At 54.5% G+C, this 14,011-nt stretch carries 15 protein-coding genes; 9 read left to right on the plus strand and 6 right to left on the minus strand.

Going from position 1 to position 14,011, the window contains the following annotated elements; translation table 11 throughout:
- Window positions 1–8 precede the first annotated feature (8 nt).
- The gene (locus tag HW115_RS14775) at window positions 9–1,472 is read left to right on the plus strand and encodes a sulfatase family protein (protein ID WP_178933715.1); all 1,464 of its coding nucleotides are present in this window, start codon (window positions 9–11) and stop codon (window positions 1,470–1,472) included.
- 129 nt (window positions 1,473–1,601) lie between these two features.
- Here the strand turns inward: HW115_RS14775 and HW115_RS14780 are convergent, their stop codons facing one another.
- On the minus strand, window positions 1,602–2,609 hold the full coding sequence (locus HW115_RS14780) for an alpha/beta hydrolase (RefSeq protein ID WP_227021549.1): 1,008 nt from the start codon (window positions 2,607–2,609) through the stop codon (window positions 1,602–1,604).
- 162 nt (window positions 2,610–2,771) lie between these two features.
- On the opposite strand from HW115_RS14780, the gene HW115_RS14785 reads away from it, so the two are divergent.
- The 3 genes from HW115_RS14785 (at window position 2,772) to HW115_RS14795 (ending at window position 6,536) form a co-directional block, all read left to right on the plus strand.
- Entirely contained in the window at window positions 2,772–3,719 is a 948-nt protein-coding gene (locus HW115_RS14785) for an endonuclease/exonuclease/phosphatase family protein (protein WP_178933717.1), read from the plus strand.
- A 148-nt stretch (window positions 3,720–3,867) separates the two neighbouring features.
- Entirely contained in the window at window positions 3,868–5,406 is a 1,539-nt protein-coding gene (zwf, locus tag HW115_RS14790; RefSeq protein ID WP_178933718.1) for a glucose-6-phosphate dehydrogenase, read from the plus strand.
- Between the two features lie 8 nt (window positions 5,407–5,414).
- On the plus strand, window positions 5,415–6,536 hold the full coding sequence (locus HW115_RS14795; RefSeq protein ID WP_178933719.1) for a glucose-6-phosphate dehydrogenase assembly protein OpcA: 1,122 nt from the start codon (window positions 5,415–5,417) through the stop codon (window positions 6,534–6,536).
- A gap of 7 nt (window positions 6,537–6,543) precedes the next feature.
- Here the strand turns inward: HW115_RS14795 and thiS are convergent, their stop codons facing one another.
- From thiS to HW115_RS14810, 3 genes are all read right to left on the minus strand, one after another.
- The gene (gene thiS, locus HW115_RS14800) at window positions 6,544–6,747 is read right to left on the minus strand and encodes a sulfur carrier protein ThiS (protein ID WP_178933720.1); all 204 of its coding nucleotides are present in this window, start codon (window positions 6,745–6,747) and stop codon (window positions 6,544–6,546) included.
- Between the two features lie 15 nt (window positions 6,748–6,762).
- The gene (thiH, locus tag HW115_RS14805) at window positions 6,763–7,896 is read right to left on the minus strand and encodes a 2-iminoacetate synthase ThiH (RefSeq protein WP_178933721.1); all 1,134 of its coding nucleotides are present in this window, start codon (window positions 7,894–7,896) and stop codon (window positions 6,763–6,765) included.
- Between the two features lie 99 nt (window positions 7,897–7,995).
- On the minus strand, window positions 7,996–8,421 hold the full coding sequence (locus HW115_RS14810) for a nuclear transport factor 2 family protein (RefSeq protein ID WP_178933722.1): 426 nt from the start codon (window positions 8,419–8,421) through the stop codon (window positions 7,996–7,998).
- A 131-nt stretch (window positions 8,422–8,552) separates the two neighbouring features.
- On the opposite strand from HW115_RS14810, the gene HW115_RS14815 reads away from it, so the two are divergent.
- The 5 genes from HW115_RS14815 (at window position 8,553) to HW115_RS14835 (ending at window position 12,530) form a co-directional block, all read left to right on the plus strand.
- Window positions 8,553–9,230, plus strand: a complete 678-nt coding sequence (locus HW115_RS14815; RefSeq protein WP_178933723.1) for a MotA/TolQ/ExbB proton channel family protein — start codon at window positions 8,553–8,555, stop codon at window positions 9,228–9,230.
- Window positions 9,231–9,248: 18 nt separating this feature from the next.
- On the plus strand, window positions 9,249–9,668 hold the full coding sequence (locus tag HW115_RS14820; protein ID WP_178933724.1) for an ExbD/TolR family protein: 420 nt from the start codon (window positions 9,249–9,251) through the stop codon (window positions 9,666–9,668).
- A 27-nt stretch (window positions 9,669–9,695) separates the two neighbouring features.
- Window positions 9,696–10,514, plus strand: a complete 819-nt coding sequence (locus HW115_RS14825) for a hypothetical protein (protein WP_178933725.1) — start codon at window positions 9,696–9,698, stop codon at window positions 10,512–10,514.
- A gap of 359 nt (window positions 10,515–10,873) precedes the next feature.
- Window positions 10,874–12,124, plus strand: coding sequence for a beta-ketoacyl-ACP synthase II (gene fabF, locus HW115_RS14830; RefSeq protein WP_178933726.1), 1,251 nt, complete (start codon window positions 10,874–10,876; stop codon window positions 12,122–12,124).
- Between the two features lie 25 nt (window positions 12,125–12,149).
- Complete coding sequence (locus tag HW115_RS14835; protein ID WP_178933727.1) at window positions 12,150–12,530, plus strand: acyl-CoA thioesterase; 381 nt, start codon at window positions 12,150–12,152, stop codon at window positions 12,528–12,530.
- Between the two features lie 166 nt (window positions 12,531–12,696).
- Here HW115_RS14835 and HW115_RS14840 read toward each other — a convergent pair whose 3' ends face one another.
- Both HW115_RS14840 and HW115_RS14845 read right to left on the minus strand, forming a co-directional pair.
- Window positions 12,697–13,200: a hypothetical protein gene (locus HW115_RS14840; protein WP_227021551.1), complete on the minus strand. Its 504-nt coding sequence runs from the start codon at window positions 13,198–13,200 to the stop codon at window positions 12,697–12,699.
- A 117-nt stretch (window positions 13,201–13,317) separates the two neighbouring features.
- Entirely contained in the window at window positions 13,318–13,992 is a 675-nt protein-coding gene (locus tag HW115_RS14845) for a DUF4328 domain-containing protein (RefSeq protein ID WP_178933729.1), read from the minus strand.
- Window positions 13,993–14,011 lie beyond the last annotated feature (19 nt).

Raw genomic sequence — 14,011 nt, forward strand, 5'->3', positions numbered from 1 at the left:
CGACACACATGATTTCTCAGACATTGAAGAACAGGGTTATCAAAGCGGCTTTTCTACTGATCGCGTGTTGCGTGTTGTCCGTGGATGCTCGTGAGGCCTTGGACAGGCCGAATGTGATTATCTTTTTTGTCGATGACAGCGGCTATGGAGACTACGAGCACAATGGAAACCCGGTGATTGCAACGCCGAATATTACCAAACTCGCCCAGGAGGGAGTCAACTTTACCCAGTTTTATGTCAGTACGGCCGCTTGTTCGGCATCGCGATATGCCTTGTTGACCGGCCGTTACCCCGGACGCTCCGGTTTGGGTAGTTGGGTGATCGGGCCAGGGTCGAAACGTCACATTCATACCAAGGAAGTCACCATTGCCGAGGCTCTGAAGGACCGGGGCTATGCCACCGGGATGTTTGGCAAGTGGCATCTGGGTTCACCGAACAAGGCGAATGGGATGTCGCAGGATACCTTGCCGCTTGCGCATGGATTTGACCAATGGGTGGGAACCAATGTGTCACACGACTATGGTAATGCCATGCTACTGCAGAGTGACCCTCAGGGGGATGCTCCGGTCAAAGGATACCGCACGCTGGCGAAAAACCTGCCGTCGGATATCAAGGCGTCGGAGTCACTCACCGGTCGCTACACGGATGCGGCAGTTTCTTTTATCAAGCAAAACAAGGACAAACCGTTTTTTGCGTATATTGCGCACAACCAGCCCCACTTGGGTTTGTTTGCCAGTGATAAATTCAAAGGGGTGTCCAAACGTGGTTTGTTAGGCGATGTGATGGCTGAATTGGATGATTCGGTTGGGCGGGTTCTGAAGGCTCTGGAAGACGAGGGGATTCGGAAAAACACGCTGGTGATTTATTCTTCTGATAATGGCCCTTGGGTGATGTTCAGGAATGCCAAGAAGACGAAGTATGGAGAGGCCCGGATGCACGTCGGCTATGCCTGGCCGTTTCGCGATGGCAAGGGATCCACGTGGGAAGGGGGACACCGGATTCCGGGGATTTTTTCCTGGCCCGGAGTGATTGACGCCCACTCGGTGGTGCGCGAACCTGCGAGCACCATGGATGTGTTCCCAACCTTGATGAAACTGAGCGGGGCTGCCGTGCCGGATGACCGTAGTATCGATGGCCGGGATATCAGCCCTTACCTCCTTGGCACGAAACGAGAGGTGGAGCCGTTTGAATTTTTGTATTCGTATTCAGACAATAAGCCATCCGCTATTCGGATGGGACCATGGAAACTGCATATCCGGACGGGGTCCCAAACGGGCAATCAGTATGGGTTCAAGGCGAGTGAAAAAACACCGTTGTTGTTTAATGTCGAAGAGGATCTTCATGAGCGGTTTGATCGGGCCGGAGAGCAACCGGAGCGGGTTCAGTTGATGAAAAAGCGCTTGTTGGAAAAAGAAAAGCAGCTCATAGACGAGGCCAGCTACTGGGGGGCAGTCCGCCCACGGAAAAAGTAGTAGACGGGGAAGTAGCAGATGGGGAAGTAGCAGATGGGGAAGTAGCAGATGGGGAAGTAGCAGATGGGGAAGTAGCAGATGGGGAAGGGGTGTTAGCCCCGGAGGCGCGAGTGTTTCCCAAAGGCTGGATCACGGAGCGGAGGATGCTTCAGGTTCTTGCTGGGGGGGCGAGAGATGCTTAAGGATCCAGACTCCCATTTCTGCGTAGAGGGGCATCGGAGTGATGAGCACATTGTCGTGATCTCCACCCGGAACTTCGATCCATTTTTTATCGTTGGATGGGAAACTATCGTAAAGTTTGCGGCCGGATGACATGGGAATCAGAGCATCGTCGCTTCCGTGGGCAACCAGAACGGGGATGGATACCGATTGGGCCCAGACGGCCGGTGTGACTTTGGCTGGGTCCGCCCCGTTGCTTAGTTCGCTGAAGTAAGAGACCCAGTCGTTCAGGATCGATGAGTGACTTTGGTGTTTGATCACGGTGTCGAGTCGATCGAAGGAGCTGACAATGACTAACGACTGCCACTGGGGTTGTTTGTTATTGGCGGCGGAGCGTGTGGCAAAACATCCCCCCATGGAAATTCCCCAGAGGGCACTGGGTTCGGGGTTGAATTGGTGATGCTTGGCGCATTCGATGAGGAGTTCGCGTGGCAGGTCTTGTTCAAGTTCGGCGAGTCCGAATTGGACGGTTTCCACCGGGCTTTCACCGTGGGCTGGTAGATCCGGGATGAGGCACCTCAGTCCGAGGGCGCAAAAGCGTTCGGCCACTGGAAGGAGGTCTTCTTTCCTGCCGTTGCGTCCATGGAGCAGGACGACGGTGCCAGTCACTTCACCTATGGCAGGGAGGGTGATCTCGTGTTGTTGAACTTGTTCCCGAATGATGCGGGCTCGTTCTGAGAGTGGAGCATTGGTGGAGGGGGTGACCAGGAGGTAGGGGATCTGTTCGTTGACGAGTAAACCGTCCTGAATATGAATGCTGTGTTGAGCCTGTTGTTGGATCCACTGCTGGTGGTAGTCTTGGAGTTCCCTCCTTTCCGGGCTCGCAAGTTGCCTACCGAGGTAGGCCGTGAATGAGATGGCCGAGAGGAACACAAGGCAAAGTCCGATGAGGAGGGGTTTGAAAAATCGCCGTTTCATCACGACTCACTATACGTGAACATTGGGAGCATTGCTTGCAGGAAAGCGATGGGATGCGAAGAATGTTTTTAATACTTGGGAAAACTCATTCGATTGACATCTCTTCAGGGGACAGGTTTCTTTTGTTTGCTGCGAGTTTCGATGTCGTTTATGGCTTGGTTCATGATTACGGCTATTCATCGATTGTGTGCATGGGGGAGTAACGCAGTGAGTGTGTTGGTTGTTTTGGTGGTTTCTATGGTGCCTGGTCTGGTTCAGGCGGAAACAAAAGAGTCGGGTGGGCTGCAATTGCTTTCTTTCAACGTGCGGTATCAGACCGATGCTGATGGTGGAACTCGGCATTGGAAGAAGCGCTTCCCTTTGGCTGTCGAGCTTGTTCACCGGATGTCCCCGGATGTGATGGGGGTGCAGGAGGCGCTTTCCGGCCAGTTGGATGATTTGCAAAAGAAGCTGCCCGATTATGCCGTGTTCGGTGTTGGGCGTGACGACGGAAAACGGAGAGGTGAACACGTGTCTGTGTTTTACCGCAAAGACCGCTTCCGGATTGATAAGGAAGATTGTGGCCACTTTTGGTTGTCTGACACCCCGCAAGACCCGGGCTCCCGGTCGTGGGGGAATGGCATCACACGGATGTGTACTTGGCTGCGATTGGTTGATCAGCGTTCGGGACGAGGGCTGTATGTGTTTAATACGCATTGGGACCATCGGCATCAAGGATCACGGGAGCAGGCGGCCAGATTGATTGCCCGGAGGATGGCATCCCGGAAGTCCCCACAGGATCCGGTGGTGCTGATGGGGGATTTTAATGTGGTGGAGAAGAACCCGGCGATTCGTTATCTGCTGGGGGAGTCGGTCCCCTTGGACGGTGGTCGTGGTCCTGAAAAGTGGGCGTCCCCCCTGGTGGATGTTTTTCAACAACTACACCCTGACTGTAAAAACCGACGAACCTATCATGGGTGGGCGGGCCAACGGGAGGGGATGGCAAAAATTGATCATGTGTTTGTTTCCCGTGAACTGAAACCGCTGGCTGCTGAGATCTGTTATGATGAGCGTGAGGGCGTTTACCCATCCGATCACTATCCGGTGAGTGTCCGGGTGGCATGGCCTTGAGTTGTTCGATCCTGGTCAGAATCTGGGAAGTGGGTAAACTGACATCCGTTTGTCTTGATCGGGGTGGTTTCACTGTTATATTGCCGTCCTGTCGATTGGCGTTTGGTTCATCACCGTGGTGACTTGCGGGTCAGGCAGGTTGCTGCTTATGAAAAATCCATTTAGAAAAGATTTGGTGTCGCGATCTCGCCCGGAGCCTTGCACGGTAGTGATCTTTGGCGCAACCGGAGACCTGACCCATCGCAAGTTGGTGCCGGCTCTCTACAATTTGCAGGTTGAAGGGGCTTTGCCTGCGGGGGTGAAGATGATTGGTTTTGCCCGCAGAGAGAAGAGCGATGAGGAATTTCGCCAGGGCTTGGAAAAGCTGAATAAAAAGGTGTCCCGCAGTGGGCATGACGAGGCGATTTGGGCGGAGTTTGCGCAGAACGTGCATTACCACCAAAGTGAGTTTTTGGATCTTGATGGTTACCGGCGCTTGTCGGAGACGCTTGATGCAATTGACCGTGAGCGCGGTGGCCATGGTAGCCGCTTGTTTTACATCGCCAGTTCCCCGTCTTTTTTTGATGATATCCTCGAGAACCTGAAGCAGGCGGGCTTGAATCAATGCAACTGTGGAGAAGGTTGTTGGGCCAGGGTGATTGTGGAAAAACCATTTGGCACGGATCTGCCGACAGCCCAACATCTCAACCGGGTGGTCAACCGAACCTTTGAAGAAAAGGATACCTACCGGATCGACCATTACCTTGGGAAGGAAACCGCTCAGAACATCATGGTGCTGCGTTTTGCCAATGCCATTTTCGAACCCCTGTGGAATAACCGATCCATCGACCACATTCAAATCACTTGCTCGGAAAATCTGGGTATGGAAGGTGGCCGGGGCGGCTATTACGATAAGGCCGGAGCCTTACGCGATATGGTGCAGAACCACTTGTTGCAGTTGCTCAGCCTCGTGGCAATGGAACCGCCAACCGATCTCAGCGCAGATGGGGTGCGGGATGAAAAAGTCAAGGTGCTGCGCTCCTTACGGCAGTGGGATACCCCTGAGCTTGTGGAACAAAATGTGGTGCGTGCCCAGTATGTTGCGGGCCATGTCGATGGCGAAAATGTGGTGGGATACCGTGAAGAAGACCGGGTGGATCCAGAATCGATGACCGAGTCTTATGTGGCCTTGAAAATCTTGGTCGACACCTGGCGTTGGAGCGGGGTGCCCTTTTATGTGCGCATGGGCAAGCAGTTGCCTAAAAAAGCGACGGAGATATCGATTCACTTTAAGGAGCCACCCACGGTGTTGTTTAATGCTCTGTCCGGTGGAGTTCCGGGTGGGAATGTCTTGGTGATCCGGATTCAGCCCGACGAAGGGATTTCACTACGTATGGTTTCCAAAATCCCGGGGTCGAGCCTGCGTATGGAACCCGTGAAGATGGATTTCCACTATTCAACCAGCTTTGGTAAAGGAAGTCCGGAAGCCTACGAACGCCTCCTGTTGGATTCGATGGCTGGCGATGCCACTCTTTTTGCGCGCCGTGATGAAGTGGAGGAAGCCTGGAAATTTATCGATCACATTGAGCGTGCCTGGCATGAGGTCAAGCGGCCGCTGAAGATGTCCGAATACGTTGCCGGGACTTGGGGACCAAAGGATGCTGATGATTTGTTAGCTCGTGACGGGCGTAAGTGGAGAAGGTTGTAAGAGAAGGGATGATGATGCAAGAATCTGTTCAAGACGAGTATAGTTTGGCATTGGGGAAAGAGGTTCCCATTGCTTCAATCGACAAGGAGTTGCATTTGTTATGGGAGGCCGACAAAGCCAGCACCAATGCTTCCTTGATTAATCTGGCGGTGTATTCCGAGGCGGATGGGGCGATTATCCGGAACTCGGAAGTGGTTCAGGCAATCACCCGTGAACATGCTTGTCGCGCCTTGTTGATCGGGATTGACCGCGAGGCTTCCGAGGCTTCGATCCGTGCCTGGGTCACGGCGCACTGTCATTTGTCCCAGGGTAGAAAAAGCGTTTGTTGTGAGCAGATTGCATTTCAGCTGACCGGTAAGGCGACGGGGCGACTGCGCAACACCGTATTTGCCCACCTCAATAGCGACTTGCCCCTCGTTTTTTGGTGGCAGGGGGAGTTGTCTCCGATTTTTGGTGAGCGGCTGTACAGTCTGATTGACCGCTTTATTTTTGATAGCTCCGATTGGAAGTCTCCCTTGGAGTCTTTCCGTTGTATTGAGCAGGTGATGGAGGAGGTTGAGACCTTGCAGCCGATGGACATCGAGTGGACCAGGAGTTACCACATTCGCTATGCCATCGCCGGCCTGTTCGATGACCCGCTGGCGATGCGGGCCGCTGAACGGATGAACCGGGTGCGCATCGTGGCCCATCCGAAGCACCGCGTCGCCGCGCTGCAGCTCTTGGCATGGATGGCCGCATGCACTGGATGGCAGCGAAGCATGGACCTCGGCTTGATGGCCAGTTCTCCGGACGACCACTATTATTTTGAAAGCCGTGAGGGTGTGGATGTTACGGCGGTGATCGAACTTCATCCTGAGGGCCCACCCATTCGTCTAATCGAAGTTTCTTGTGCCGACTGCCTTGTTTCGGTCAGCCGTGAGCCCGGGTCGGCTTATTTGCAGCAAAAGCTGGATGCTGAGGGTCATGTCATTGACCGTTGCACTCCGGCTGGAAGTGAGGATGCTTCCGAGTTGGTGATGAATCAGCTTTCGATGGGAGGAAAGAATTCACTCTATCGGATGATGATGCCGGTGTTTCTTGACCTGTTGGGTGGAGAGCCAGAGCTGCCATCCACCATGAGTGTTCGTTAGTCGGTGTCTATCCTCCAGCGGCGATGGTGATGATCTCAAGTTGGTCCTGATCGCCGACGGGGGTGTTTGCGTATTCCCGTGGAAAGAGAGCCTTGCGGTTGAGTTCGACGACCACGGGTTTGTCTTCCAGTGATAGGATGGTTAGCAGCTCTTTGACGTTGAGATTTTTGGCGACCCGCTGTTCCTGGCCATTGATAGTCAAGGTGATCATTGCTTTGGATGAGATTCAGGAGTTGAGGATGCCGTGGTCCCAGTCTTTCCATACGGGGTCGTAGCCGTGACTGCGAATGAGCTCAGCGATGGCTTGCGGGCTGCGGTTGTCATCGATGGTGAATTGTTCGGTCGCCCGTTGCTGTTTTGTGGTGCATGGGGAGTCGAGTTCCACCCGGCGGCCTTTGACGGTCAGGTGGAGGTCGTCGGTTCCGGCGCCGGTATAGCCACCGGGATCGGTTTGGGATCCTGCGGACATGTGGGTGACGCCGAGTGGCAGTAGGGCATCGCGAAGTTCGGCAGGCTCCCGGGTGCTGACGACCAGGCCCACTTGCGGGAAACAGATTCGGAATGCGCAGAGGAGCTGAACGAATTGGCGGTCGTTGAGGATCAGTGATGGGTCGGCCTGGTATTGGTAGTTGCCAGCGTAGGGGCGCATTCTTGGGAAGGAGACGTTGAAGGAGGCTTTCCAGCAATGTTTGTAGAGGTATTCGAGGTGGCTGGCGAGTGCGAGTGCTTCACGCTTCCAATCCGCGAGCCCGAACAAGGCGCCGATCCCAATCCGGCGAAAGCCCCCGGCGTAGGCACGCTCCGGGCATTCCAACCGCCAGTCGAAGTTCTTTTTCGGGCCTGCGGTGTGGAGTTGGGCATACGTTTCCCGGTGATAGGTTTCCTGGTAGACGATCAGGCCTTCTGCTCCATGCTCGACGAGTTCTCCGTATTGGTGGTCTTCCATCGGGCCGACTTCGATGGCAACCGTCGGGATAAAGGATTTGATGGCATCGATGCAGGCTTGCAGGTAGCCGTCGGAGACAAACTTCGGGTGTTCGCCGGCGACGAGTAGAATATTGCGGAACCCGAGTGCGTGCAGATGTCTGGCTTCCTTGACCACTTGGGGGATGGTCAGGGTGGTGCGTAAGATCGGGTTGTCCCTTGAAAACCCGCAGTAGCTGCAGTTGTTGACGCACTCGTTGGAAACGTAGAGTGGCGCGTAGAGTCTGATGGTTTTCCCGAAATGCTTGCGGGTCAGGGATTGACTGCGGACGGCCATGGATTCGAGCTCGGCACCCGATTTAGGGGCGATAAGTTGCTCGAATTTTTTTAGCAGCGGGGATGCTTTTCCCGCATTGAATGTGTCCACGAAGCTCACGCGGCGCAGTCTTAGTCGGGACTGGCGAAGATTCAAGCTTTTCGCGTTGCGCGTTGAGCTGGGTCGAGAACCTTCGCCGGTTTTTCCCGGGGTTGGAAATTAATAGCCGTTTTCAGGCATCAGGGACGAGTGGTGTTCGACCAGTAGCCACTGCTGGGTGTCGGGGTCGAGTCTCACCGTGTAGGTAAAGCGGCCGATGGCCACTTGCTTGGGTTCACCCGCTTGTTTGACGATGTCAAACGCGTAGGTTCCACTGAAGCTGACGACTTCGGGGGTGAGTTCCCGGCCAGCGCATTCGAGGATTCGGCAGGAGATGGATTCACAATCGAGAAACGAGTCGAAGTAGGTTTTGACTTCTTCCTGGCTTTGGCGCAGGTGGTCACCGAAGGTGCCCCAGAAGGCGCAGTCTTTGGGGCTGTAGAGTGCAACAACCTGGGGGATATCCTTGGTATGGACGCGGGTGATCCATTCTTCGATGGTTTTCCAGGCGGCTTGGACGGCAGGGGATGTGGTTTGAGTGCTCATCGGGCGGGAAATTACCCGGGAATGATGATCGTGCAAGCATGATTCATCCGTTGTTCTGTCAGCAGAGAGCCATTAAATTAGACTAATTTGGAAATTGGCATTTATCGGGGGCGGGTTTAGGATGCGTCGCGATGTTGGAGCTGGTAGATGACGGAGGACCATTTGTGTATGTGCTGGGTGTGCTGGCATTTGTCAGTATGTTTTTGATCCTGGAGAGGATCTTTTTTTTCCAGAAGGTTCGAATCAATGTCGGCGATTTACTTTTGGGTTTGGCCAATCATGTGCGTAAGGGGGCCTTTGCCGAGGCCTTGCATGAGGCGGCGCGGGCACCGGGGCCAGCAGCCCGTGTGGCGCATGCTGTGTTGATGCGTAAGAATTTGCCGCGCCGGGATTTGCGGGATGTGGCTCAGGAAGCGGGGCAGTTGGAAGTGCCGCGCATGGAGCGTAATTTGCGGGGATTGTATGGGATTGCCTTGGTTGCCCCCTTGGTTGGGATGTTGGGGACCATCAGTAGTCTGGTGATGTTTTTTATGGAGATGAGCGAGGACAAGGGCTTTTCTTCGGCGTCGGCGATGTCGCGTGGGGTGTATCAGGCATTGGTGACCAGCGGGCTCGGCTTGGCGATCTCAGTTGCGGTGTTTTTGTTTTATCTTTTTTTCTACGGGCGGGTGAAGCGGATGGTGCATCGGATTGAGCGCACTGGCATTGAGATGGTGAATATTATTTGTGATGCACGTGAGCAGGGGGATATCGTTTCCTTTCGGGATGAGGCGGATGACGTTGTGGCGAAAAAACAGAGCAAGAAATAGCGATCGTTTGAGTTGATCATGAAGCTGGAGATGACATTGCCATCGAAGCCGGGGTTCTTGCATGTTCTCCCCGGTGTGGATTTGCTGGCATTGGTGTTGATGTTTCCCTTGCTTGGTTCCTCGTTTGTCCGTCAGGCGGGCATGGAGGTGACGGTGCACGAGTCTCCGTGGCGCTATGATCAGATGGATAACCCGGTAGTGATTACTCTGGGGGCAGGTGAGCAAACACCAATGTGGGTCAATAAAAAGCAGGTTGAAATGGATCAGCTGGAACGTGAAATCAAGCGCGTGCTTCAGGCCGAAGGTGGAAAGTCGATTACGACGGCTGTGGTCAGGTCGGATGTCGGGGTGCCGAGTGGGGTGGAAAAGGAAGTGATTATCCGGATTCAGAAGATGGGTTTGAACTGCGGCTTGGTCGGACGTCCAGCCGGGAAGTGAGGGGCTGCCCTCCAGATATTGACAATTATGTTTTTTCTTCGCCATAAGAAACAAAAGCGAGACCGGGGTGCTGGTCTGGTGTTTCGTTGGCGCGGCGCGAAGAGGCACCATGCGAGCAAGGTGTATGCTTTTCTTTTGAGTGCCGGCTTTTTTTCTTTTGCGGTATATGCCCTGAGAGTCGAGGGCTTGCGTTCCCCCTTGTTGACCAAGCGCACGGGAGATGTGGTATTGCTGAATGAGGGGAATCCATACTGTGCGTCGTTGATGTTGCAGATCGAGGAACGGTCGCCTTTTCCTCTCCGTTGGGACCCGGCCCAGGATGTGGAAACCATGGGACGGATTGGCTCGGCTGCGATGGCTTTGGAAGGGCGGGTTTGGGATTATCGGCCCGCTCTGGCAGAGGTTCCGGAACCGTTGCCTTCGACTGCATTGCCATCGGTGGTTGTGCGTGGGGCTTCATTATTTGATGGTTTGATTGCAGATGAGGTCGATGGGTCGGAGCCTGAAGTCCGGCATCCTGACCTTCAGGACCTTGTGCTGAGTGCGGAAATGTCAGCGGATGCCTCGTTACAGTCAGTAATTCCGGCGGGGCCATTACCTTTGCCCAGAGATTTGATTGCAGACGAGTGGTTTGGGCAATCGTTTCGCTTTTTGATCGGGGTGGACGCTCGAGGTGTGGTCCGTGGGTGTTTGCCTCTTTCCGGCGGCAATATGGAGGTGGCCAAACCGACAGCGAAACAAAAGTGGTTGGCGGCATGGTTACGCAGGACTCCCTTCCTTGCCTCTCGGGAGCCGGGCGGGCACATAGGGGTCTTGGAAGTTGAAATCAAAGCGCGGCAGGAATGATTGATTTGACCATGGAAGAATTCATCCTGTGGATGATTTGTGTGCCGATCCTGATGGTTGGGTTCTACACGGTTGCGGGTTCGTTGCAACGGAGAGCATCGCAGAGGCAAGCCCGCCGGCATATTGTGATCTGCCGTGTGTGCGGGTATCTGTATCACGACCGGAGCAGGAGCCGGGGGCCGCGCTGTCCGGAGTGCGGGCGCTCCAACGAACGGGGGCGTTCTCGCCGTTTGGGGTGATCCGGGGTGTAAATCAGTAGAAAATACGGTGAGCATCGGGCAAACTGACTCGCAGATGGTGCTTGCACTTGGGTGATTGTATTGGATAATGCGCCCAGCCAAATGCAACGGCACATTCCTATGAACGATCGCAGAGTAGTAATTACAGGCGTGGGGGTTTTGAGCCCTCTCGGAAATGATTTGGAGAGCACTTGGGCTGGACTCAAGGAAGGTAAGAGCGGTATTGGACCGATCACCTTGCTCGATCCCGAGCCATACAGTACCAAGATTGCCGGGGAAGTGCGCGGCTTTGAAGCTGCACCTTTTTTCAACACACCCAAGGACGCACGTCGTTGTGACCGCTACACCCAATTCGGAGTGGCTGCATCCAAGATGGCGATCAATGACTCAGGACTTGAGGATTATGCTGATCTCGATCGCGATCGGATTGGCGTCATGGTGGGGAGCGGTATCGGTGGTTTGGGAACGCTTGAGCGTGAGCACGCCAAGTTGGTTCAGCGTGGCCCCGGTCGCGTTTCTCCATTTGTCATCCCGATGATGATTTCCAACATCGCCAGTGGCTTGCTTTCCATGGAATATGGATACGGCGGACCCAATATGACGATTGTGACCGCTTGTGCCACAGCCAACCACAATATCGGTGAAGCATGGCGGATGATTAAATTCGGCGATGCCGATGCCATTATCGCCGGTGGAGCCGAGGCATCGATTCTTCCCATGGGGCTTGCCGGATTCGGTAATATGAAAGCGTTGAGCACCCGCAATGACGAGCCTGAGCGCGCATCACGTCCGTTTGATACGGGCCGGGATGGTTTTGTAATGGGTGAAGGTGCCGGAATGATGGTGGTCGAAGACTACGAACACGCCGTGAAGCGTGGCGCGAAGATTTATGCTGAAATCGTGGGTTACGGGGTCAGTGGTGATGCTCACCACATGACGCAGCCGCACCCGGATGGTGCTGGTGCCTCCCGCTGCATGAATATGGCCATGAAGCACGCTCAGATGAACCCGGAGGAAGTTCAGTATGTGAACGCCCACGGAACGTCGACTCCTCAGGGAGATATTGGCGAAACCAAGGCTGTTAAAGCGAGCTTTGGAAATCATGCCAAGGACGGTTTGGTTGTCAGCTCCACGAAATCAATGACCGGACACCTGCTTGGTGCTGCCGGTGGATTGGAGCTTTCCGCTTGTTTGATGGCGATCCGTGACAATGTGATTCCACCAACCATCAACTTGGAGAATCAGGATCCAGAATGTGATCTCGATTACTGCGCGAATGTGGCCCGTGAGACTGAAGTGACAGCTGCCTTGAGCAACTCGTTCGGCTTTGGTGGTCACAATGCCAGCTTGCTGGTTAAGCAACTGAGCTAGCGGATTTCCCCCCCCCTGATTTCCGATGGCTTACCTCTACGAGCGGCGCGTTGCGTTTGCGGACACCGATGCTGGTGGCCGGGTGCATTTTTCCCGTCTCTTCTGCTATGTGGAAGAGGCGGAGCATACCCTGTTAGCCGAGCTGAAACTTCCTGTGCTGGATGGTGGTGGCTGGCCTCGGGTTCATGTCGAGTGTGATTATTTTGCTCCTGTGGGTATGGGGGATGAGGTGGAAGTGATCTTGATACCGGAAAAGGTGGGGAGCACCTCGGTGCGATGGAGCTTCCATCTTTTGCATCGTGGTCAGGACGTGGCAAAAGGGGGGATGAAGACGGTCCGGGTCGACGAAAAGGGGAAGCCTGTCGTGATCCCCGAGGACTGGCGCATCAAACTCGAGGGAGTTTGATTTTTGTGAGGCTTCGGTAGGGAGGATTGGCCTCAATCCTCCGTGGTAGTCGGATGGGCCTCATGCCTTGTGGTAGGGAGGATTGGCCTCAATCCTCCGCAGTAGTCGGATGGGCCTCATGCCTTGTGGTAGGGAGGATTGGCCTCAATCCTCCGCAGAAACGACCTTATTGATCCGGGGTTTCCGGCGAATGCTTGAAGTTCTTGTCCAGAAACGACTGGATGGTAAAGATGACAAAGGTGGAGACTCCCCAGGCGAGGCCAAGCACCACACCGAAGTCGATGATACCACGCCATGGTTGAGGGCAAAAGGAAACCAAGATCACGAGGCAGATAATGCCCAGAGTCAGAATGATGGCCGTGAGTTGGGTTTTCCGTTTGGCGTGGAAATAGCCCATGCAGAAAAAGGGGGCAAGGAGGCCTCTGAGTAGATGCGGGTGGTCATACAGGTACTTCACCCTGGCTGCGGTTCGGGGAGAAAACTTCTTTTGGAACCCTCGGTACCCTTCACTCACCAGCATAAATAGGGCGAACAATACGAGCACCACCCATTGCCAGGTGCTGAGTCCCATATCAATGGCTTCTTTTGCCCGGGGGCTGAGCCGGTAAATGGCGCTGCCAATCAGGGAGCAGACTCCGATAAATCCCCATAGTGCCGCTAGCGTTCGCATCCCAGTCATCCTTGGTGCCGTTCCACCATTTGTAAAGCGGTGTCTTGCTTTGCTGTGACAGCACAGCTTGATCGATTTTTTAATCGAGCGCTATACGGAAGCATGCGGGTTTTCCGGTCAGGCTTTCCAGTGGGCTGCCCGGAAAATTTGGGCGTTGGTGATTCTCACGACCAGTGCAATGGTGATGTAGTTGCGGAGGATGGTCACTGGAATGATGATGAGTGAGAGCCTTTGTGCAATACGGAGCGTTTCCTGATCCGTGGCTACTTCGAAGATCAGGTGGATGCTGGTGGCGAGGACGAAGAAGAAGATGCAGCTCGACCACCAGAGAGGCAGTAGCAGCGGCATGGCGTCTTCCCGGCCATAACTGGCATTGCGGATTTCCCGCATGGAGACGTAGGGTTTCCAGAGAAAGAGAATGGGGATGAAGTAATAACCGACGGCGAGAGCCGGGGTGATGCTCATTTTAGGAGGGTCGAGCAGCCAGGCGTTTTTGCAGATTCGGTTGATCCAGATAGAGATGATGACAGCCAGAATAATACGCAGGCTGACTTGGGTCATGTGGCTGATCAGGTAGACTTTGACCAGTGGGCCGTCGGGCTCATACACCACATTGGCCGGCAGCATGTGGTTGAGGATGCCATTGAACAGCACCACCATGGCCTCAATCACGAGAAACGTGATGATAATGATCTTCAGAGGTCCGTTGTTGCGGAATCGGCCATAGGGGCCGCTGAGACGGATTTCCGAATCAGAGCGAAGTGAGCTGTCGGGGGCGGAGTAGGGGTTCATGAAGAGTGAGGCCTTGCCC

The organism is Oceaniferula marina (assembly GCF_013391475.1).
In the GTDB taxonomy this organism is placed as follows: Bacteria; Verrucomicrobiota; Verrucomicrobiia; order Verrucomicrobiales; family Akkermansiaceae; genus Oceaniferula; species Oceaniferula marina.